At 67.4% G+C, this 6,097-nt stretch carries 9 protein-coding genes; 8 read left to right on the top strand and 1 reads right to left on the bottom strand.

Features of this window, described 5'->3' with window-relative positions; all coding sequences use genetic code 11:
* Positions 1-231 precede the first annotated feature (231 nt).
* From infA to truA, 7 genes are all read left to right on the top strand, one after another.
* Positions 232-453, top strand: a complete 222-nt coding sequence (gene infA / locus ACZ5CW_RS13680; RefSeq protein ID WP_003948620.1) for a translation initiation factor IF-1 — start codon at positions 232-234, stop codon at positions 451-453.
* A gap of 59 nt (positions 454-512) precedes the next feature.
* Positions 513-626 (top strand): 50S ribosomal protein L36, encoded by a 114-nt coding sequence (gene rpmJ / locus ACZ5CW_RS13675; protein WP_003998809.1) that lies wholly within the window; start codon positions 513-515, stop codon positions 624-626.
* 189 nt (positions 627-815) lie between these two features.
* Positions 816-1,196: a 30S ribosomal protein S13 gene (gene rpsM, locus ACZ5CW_RS13670; RefSeq protein WP_055536772.1), complete on the top strand. Its 381-nt coding sequence runs from the start codon at positions 816-818 to the stop codon at positions 1,194-1,196.
* Positions 1,197-1,261: 65 nt separating this feature from the next.
* The gene (gene rpsK / locus ACZ5CW_RS13665) at positions 1,262-1,666 is read left to right on the top strand and encodes a 30S ribosomal protein S11 (protein WP_003956432.1); all 405 of its coding nucleotides are present in this window, start codon (positions 1,262-1,264) and stop codon (positions 1,664-1,666) included.
* A gap of 152 nt (positions 1,667-1,818) precedes the next feature.
* A complete protein-coding gene (locus ACZ5CW_RS13660; RefSeq protein ID WP_003966937.1) occupies positions 1,819-2,841 on the top strand; it encodes a DNA-directed RNA polymerase subunit alpha in 1,023 nt (340 codons plus the stop codon).
* Between the two features lie 177 nt (positions 2,842-3,018).
* Entirely contained in the window at positions 3,019-3,510 is a 492-nt protein-coding gene (rplQ, locus tag ACZ5CW_RS13655) for a 50S ribosomal protein L17 (RefSeq protein WP_468600733.1), read from the top strand.
* 107 nt (positions 3,511-3,617) lie between these two features.
* Positions 3,618-4,469 carry a tRNA pseudouridine(38-40) synthase TruA gene (gene truA / locus ACZ5CW_RS13650; RefSeq protein WP_468600731.1) on the top strand — a complete coding sequence of 284 codons (852 nt, stop codon included), beginning with the start codon at positions 3,618-3,620 and terminating at the stop codon, positions 4,467-4,469.
* 1 nt (position 4,470) lies between these two features.
* On the opposite strand, the gene ACZ5CW_RS13645 is transcribed toward truA, so the two are convergent.
* Positions 4,471-5,352 (bottom strand): hypothetical protein, encoded by an 882-nt coding sequence (locus ACZ5CW_RS13645; RefSeq protein ID WP_468600729.1) that lies wholly within the window; start codon positions 5,350-5,352, stop codon positions 4,471-4,473.
* A gap of 287 nt (positions 5,353-5,639) precedes the next feature.
* Between ACZ5CW_RS13645 and rplM the strand changes: the two genes are divergently transcribed.
* Positions 5,640-6,083, top strand: coding sequence for a 50S ribosomal protein L13 (rplM, locus tag ACZ5CW_RS13640; protein ID WP_014674395.1), 444 nt, complete (start codon positions 5,640-5,642; stop codon positions 6,081-6,083).
* Positions 6,084-6,097: the final 14 nt, after the last annotated feature.

Genomic DNA, 6,097 nt, shown 5'->3' with positions numbered 1-6,097 from the left:
CCCGGACGGCGGCAGGGCGAAGCTCGCCGAGTACGGGGTGACCGCGGCGCCCGACCCCCTGGCATAGGGATCACCGGCGTGGGGCAGGCTTACTCGATTCGCCTTTCCGGGTGCGCCGACGTAGACTGACTCGTCGGCTCTCGTGCACCCGCATGTCTTCATGCGCTCGCTTCTTGTCCCTCGTGGGCAGGTCAGAGAGTCGATCAAGGTAGTCGATTCGAAGGGCGAAGCGTGGCCAAGAAGCAAGGTGCCATCGAGATCGAGGGCACTGTCGTCGAGTCTCTGCCGAACGCCATGTTCAAGGTCGAGCTCCAGAACGGCCACCAGGTCCTGGCACACATCAGCGGCAAGATGCGTATGCACTACATCCGCATCCTCCCTGACGACCGGGTCGTGGTGGAGTTGTCTCCGTACGACCTGACGCGTGGCCGGATCGTCTACCGGTACAAGTAGATCTTGCCCGCGCCCCGGGCCTCCCGGAGCGATGGCACTGACCCGGAGAACCTCACCCAATGAAGGTCAAGCCGAGCGTCAAGAAGATCTGCGACAAGTGCAGGGTGATCCGCCGTCACGGTCGGGTCATGGTCATCTGCGAGAACCCGCGCCACAAGCAGCGCCAGGGCTGACGCACGACCGATCCCTCTGCATCCATCGCAGAGATTCGCGCGACGCAAGCTGAATATGTTCATACGCAGGACCCGAGCCCTCCAGCTCGACACCCCCGGTTCGGAGGCCGGGGACCCGGTTCGTACCTGGTACGGCGGCCGGGAACCGGTTCTGCGGAAGACCTCCGAAGATTCACCAGGAGCCATTGAATGGCACGCGTTTCCGGTGTTGACATCCCGCGCGACAAGCGCGTGGAGGTCGCCCTCACCTACGTGTTCGGCATCGGCCGGACCCTCTCCCAGCTGACGCTGGCCGAGACCGGTATCGACCCGAACACTCGCGTCCGTGACCTGAGCGAAGAGCAGCTGGTCGCGATCCGCGAGTACGTCGACAACAACATCAAGACCGAGGGTGACCTCCGTCGCGAGATCCAGGCCGACATCCGCCGCAAGGTCGAGATCGGCTGCTACCAGGGTCTCCGTCACCGTCGCGGTCTGCCCGTCCGCGGTCAGCGCACCAGCACCAACGCCCGTACCCGCAAGGGCCCGCGTCGCGCCATCGCCGGCAAGAAGAAGCCGGGCAAGAAGTAGTCCGCAGCGGACACCTGTCCACGGTCTTCGCTGTAGGACCGACCACCTCCCGTAGGAGTTAGTAGATGCCCCCCAAGGGACGTCAGGGCGCTGCCAAGAAGGTGCGCCGCAAGGAAAAGAAGAACGTCGCTCACGGCCACGCGCACATCAAGAGCACGTTCAACAACACGATCGTCTCGATCACGGACCCGTCCGGCAACGTGATCTCCTGGGCCTCCGCCGGCCACGTCGGCTTCAAGGGCTCCCGGAAGTCCACGCCGTTCGCCGCGCAGATGGCTGCCGAGTCGGCCGCCCGCCGCGCCCAGGAGCACGGCATGCGCAAGGTCGACGTGTTCGTCAAGGGCCCGGGTTCCGGTCGTGAGACCGCGATCCGCTCCCTGCAGGCCACGGGCCTCGAGGTCGGCTCCATCCAGGACGTCACCCCGACCCCGCACAACGGCTGCCGTCCGCCGAAGCGCCGCCGCGTCTGACGCCTGGCTGCTTCGTTCGGCTTCGGGATTCGGGCGGTACGGCTCCTTCGGGTCGTGCCGCCCGTACCCTTGCAGTACCCGCGCTTTCTCGGGCGCGGTTTCCGTCGGGCGTCAAATAGCGGGCGTCCACGAATGAAGGATCTGATCCACACATGCTGATCGCTCAGCGTCCCTCGTTGACCGAAGAGGTCGTCGACGAGTTCCGCTCCCGGTTCGTGATCGAGCCGCTGGAGCCGGGCTTCGGTTACACCCTCGGCAACTCCCTCCGCCGTACCCTCCTGTCCTCTATCCCGGGTGCCGCTGTCACCAGCATCCGCATCGACGGCGTCCTGCACGAGTTCACCACCGTGCCGGGTGTCAAGGAGGACGTCACCGACCTGATCCTCAACATCAAGCAGCTGGTCGTCTCCTCGGAGCACGACGAGCCGGTCGTGATGTACCTGCGCAAGCAGGGTCCGGGTCTGGTCACCGCCGCCGACATCGCGCCCCCGGCCGGTGTCGAGGTGCACAACCCCGACCTGGTCCTCGCCACGCTCAACGGCAAGGGCAAGCTGGAGATGGAGCTGACCGTCGAGCGCGGTCGCGGTTACGTCTCCGCCGTGCAGAACAAGCAGGTGGGCCAGGAGATCGGCCGTATCCCGGTCGACTCCATCTACAGCCCCGTGCTGAAGGTCACGTACAAGGTCGAGGCCACGCGTGTCGAGCAGCGCACCGACTTCGACAAGCTGATCGTCGACGTCGAGACCAAGCAGGCCATGCGTCCGCGTGACGCCATGGCATCGGCCGGTAAGACCCTGGTCGAGCTGTTCGGTCTGGCCCGCGAGCTCAACATCGACGCCGAGGGCATCGACATGGGCCCGTCCCCGACGGACGCCGCCCTCGCCGCTGATCTGGCGCTGCCGATCGAGGAGCTGGAGCTCACCGTTCGGTCGTACAACTGCCTCAAGCGTGAGGGCATCCACTCCGTGGGTGAACTCGTCGCGCGCTCCGAGGCCGACCTCCTCGACATTCGTAACTTCGGTGCGAAGTCGATCGACGAGGTCAAGGCGAAGCTGGCCGGCATGGGCCTGGCGCTCAAGGACAGCCCGCCCGGATTCGACCCGACCGCCGCCGCGGACGCCTTCGGCGCCGACGACGACGCGGACGCCGGGTTCGTCGAGACCGAGCAGTACTGAGTCCGGGCCGTCCGGCCCGTACTCGGGTGCGGGTGCGCTGTGCCTGATCGCACAGTTCCCCGCGCCCCTTCCGGGGCGCCCCTTCGGGGACGCCCCGGATCTCCGACGGGCAACCGCCCGCTCGGATACTGACCCCGGTACCTGACACGGCCGGGGCAGACACACAGGAGAAGAACTATGCCGAAGCCCACCAAGGGTGCCCGTCTGGGCGGCAGCGCCGCGCACGAGAAGCTGCTCCTCGCGAACCTCGCGAAGAGCCTCTTCGAGCACGGCCGTATCACCACCACCGAGGCGAAGGCCCGCCGCCTGCGCCCGTACGCCGAGCGTCTGGTCACCAAGGCGAAGAAGGGCGACCTTCACAACCGCCGCCAGGTGCTTCAGGTCATCACGGACAAGAGCATCGTCCACACGCTCTTCACCGAGATCGGCCCGCGGTACGAGAACCGTCCCGGTGGCTACACCCGCATCACCAAGATCGGTAACCGCCGTGGCGACAACGCGCCCATGGCCGTCATCGAGCTGGTCGAGGCGCTGACGGTGCAGCAGAAGGCCGTGGGTGAGGCCGAGGCCGCCACCAAGCGTGCGGTCAAGGAGGCCGACGAGGTCAAGGCCGAGGAGACCCAGGTCGAGGCGACCGAGGCTCCGGCCGAGGAGTCCAAGGACGCCTGAGGCTCTGCCTGACGCTGGAAGCGGGCTCGCCCTTCGGGGCGGGCCCGCTTTCACGCTTTCCACAACGCTCTGCCCGGGGAGGAGTCGGAGCTTGAGAGGATCTGTTTGTGAGTGAAGTACAGCCCGGATTCGTCCGCATCCGCCTCGACCTCTCCTACGACGGCACCGACTTCCACGGCTGGGCCAAGCAGGCCGGCGGCAAGCGGACCGTGCAGGGGGAGATCGAGGACGCCCTGCGTACGGTGACGCGGTCGAAGGAGACGTACGAGCTGACGGTGGCCGGGCGGACGGACGCCGGGGTGCACGCGCGCGGCCAGGTGGCGCATGTCGATCTGCCGGCCGAGCTGTGGGTGGAGCACCGGGAGAAGCTGCTGAAGCGGCTGGCCGGGCGGCTGTCGAAGGACGTGCGGATCTGGCGGCTCACCGAGGCCCCGGCGGGATTCAACGCCCGGTTCTCGGCGATCTGGCGCCGGTACGCGTACCGGGTGACGGACAACCCCGGGGGCGTCGACCCGCTCCTGCGGGGACATGTGCTCTGGCACGACTGGCCCCTGGACGTCGACGCCATGAACGAGGCCGCGCGGGAGCTGGTCGGCGAGCACGACTTCGCCGCGTACTGCAAGAAGCGGGAGGGCGCGACCACGATCCGCACACTGCAGGAGCTGAGCCTCGTGCGGGGCGCGGACGGCGTCGTCACGGCGACGGTCCGGGCGGACGCGTTCTGTCACAACATGGTGCGCTCGCTGATCGGCGCGCTGCTGTTCGTCGGGGACGGCCACCGGGGGCCTCAGTGGCCCGGGAAGGTGCTGGCCGCCGGCGTGCGGGACTCCGCGGTGCATGTCGTACGGCCGCACGGGCTGACCCTGGAAGAGGTCGGCTACCCCGCCGACGAGCTGCTGGCCGCGCGCAACAAGGAGGCGCGGAACAAGCGCTCGCTGCCGTCGGCGGGGTGCTGCTGAGCTACTGGTTCGCTGCCGCGGAGGCCTGGGCCTGGCCGCGGCGGTGGATCTGGTTGAAGGCGAACTGACCCAGGTCGTCACCGGTGCTGAAGACCTTGGTGTCCTTCGTGGTGACGTTCTTGCCGTTGGTGAAGCCGCTGATCGTGAAGTAGGCGTAGCGGCCGTAGGAGTTCGTGGTGGTGCGGCAGACCGCGGCGTCGCAGAAGTTCTTGATCCCCTTGCCGGGCAGGGAGTTCACCAGGTTCTTCTTGCCGGTCGCCTGGGCCTTGACCTTCGTGGCCTGGGCCTCGGTGTCGAAGACCGCGACACCGACCGTGACGGCGATGCCGTCGTTGACGTAGCTCGCACGGATCAGGCGGGTGCAGCCGTTGGCCGTGAGGACCTTCGGCAGGTTGCCGCCGGCGGCGGAGGCGCAGGCCTTGGTGTCGGCCGTGGCGCCCTTCTTGTAGACCGTGTCGCCCATGGTCAGCCGGGTGCCCGGGAAGAGGGTGTCCGGGCTGAGCGGGGCCGTGTCCTTCTTGGCGCTGGATATGAAGTCCTTCGGATCCAGCGGTGGCGGGGCGCTGGTGGGTGCGAAGGACGGCGTCGCGGAGCCCGAGGCGGGCAGCGAGGCGCTGGCGGGCAGGTTGGTGGGACCGCCCTGCGGGTCGTCGCCGCCGTTCGCGGAGACCACGGCCATCGCGACGGCGGTGCCTATCGCGACCGTGGCGAGCGCGCCGCCGCCGATGAACAGCAGTCTGCGGCGCTTGTTCCGCGTCTCCGAGGCCTCCGCCAGCGCGGCCCAGTCCGGAGTCCCGTCGTCGCCGCCGCTGCTCCACGGCTGCTGGGAATTAGGTTTCCAGGGATCCCACTGAGACTGGGGTCCCCCCTGCCCGTAACTCATGGGGCGCATCTTAGACGGGGTCCGAGGGATGCTGGAGCGCGTCCGTCGGCATGCCTTTTTTGTCCGTCGGCATGCCTCGTTTTGACCCGTCCGGGGGCGCACAGGTAACCTGCTTCTTCGTTGTGTATTGGCTTGCTCATTCTCACGGGACGGGCCCTTACACCGGTCCACCGGGCCGATGACCAGCGACCAGCACGCGGTTTGCGTCACCGCAACGCGGTCGAGGCTGTCGTGATCGTTTCGGTGACCTGTTCAGGACCATTCACTCGAAGCGAAGGCTACGAACCGTGCGTACGTACAGCCCCAAGCCCGGCGATGTGACGCGCCAGTGGCACGTCATCGACGCTCAGGACGTTGTCCTGGGCCGTCTCGCCACCACCGCAGCGACCCTTCTCCGGGGCAAGCACAAGCCGATCTACGCGCCGCACGTCGACGCTGGTGACTTCGTCATCATCATCAACGCCGACAAGGTGCACCTGTCCGGCAACAAGCGGACCCAGAAGATGGCGTACCGCCACTCCGGCTACCCGGGTGGTCTGCGCTCCGTCCGCTACGACGAGCTGCTCGACAAGAACCCCGAGAAGGCCATCGAGAAGGCCGTCAAGGGCATGCTTCCGAAGAACTCCCTGGGCCGTCAGATGCTCTCGAAGCTGAAGGTCTACAAGGGTGACCAGCACCCGCACGCTGCCCAGCAGCCGGTGCCGTTCGAGATCACCCAGGTCGCGCAGTAAGTCCGGCCACCCCC

Source organism: Streptomyces sp. NPDC031379 (assembly GCF_055569615.1).
Note: the sequence above shows the minus strand (reverse complement) of the source record. Positions and strands in the feature narration are given on the sequence as shown.

Coding starts and splice junctions, on each gene's coding strand:
- rpsM (WP_055536772.1), top strand. CDS start 816: ATGGCACGCGTTTCCGGTGTTGACATCCCGCGCGACAAGCGCGTGGAG.
- rplQ (WP_468600733.1), top strand. CDS start 3,019: ATGCCGAAGCCCACCAAGGGTGCCCGTCTGGGCGGCAGCGCCGCGCAC.
- rpsK (WP_003956432.1), top strand. CDS start 1,262: ATGCCCCCCAAGGGACGTCAGGGCGCTGCCAAGAAGGTGCGCCGCAAG.
- ACZ5CW_RS13660 (WP_003966937.1), top strand. CDS start 1,819: ATGCTGATCGCTCAGCGTCCCTCGTTGACCGAAGAGGTCGTCGACGAG.
- rpmJ (WP_003998809.1), top strand. CDS start 513: ATGAAGGTCAAGCCGAGCGTCAAGAAGATCTGCGACAAGTGCAGGGTG.
- ACZ5CW_RS13645 (WP_468600729.1), bottom strand. CDS start 5,352: ATGAGTTACGGGCAGGGGGGACCCCAGTCTCAGTGGGATCCCTGGAAA.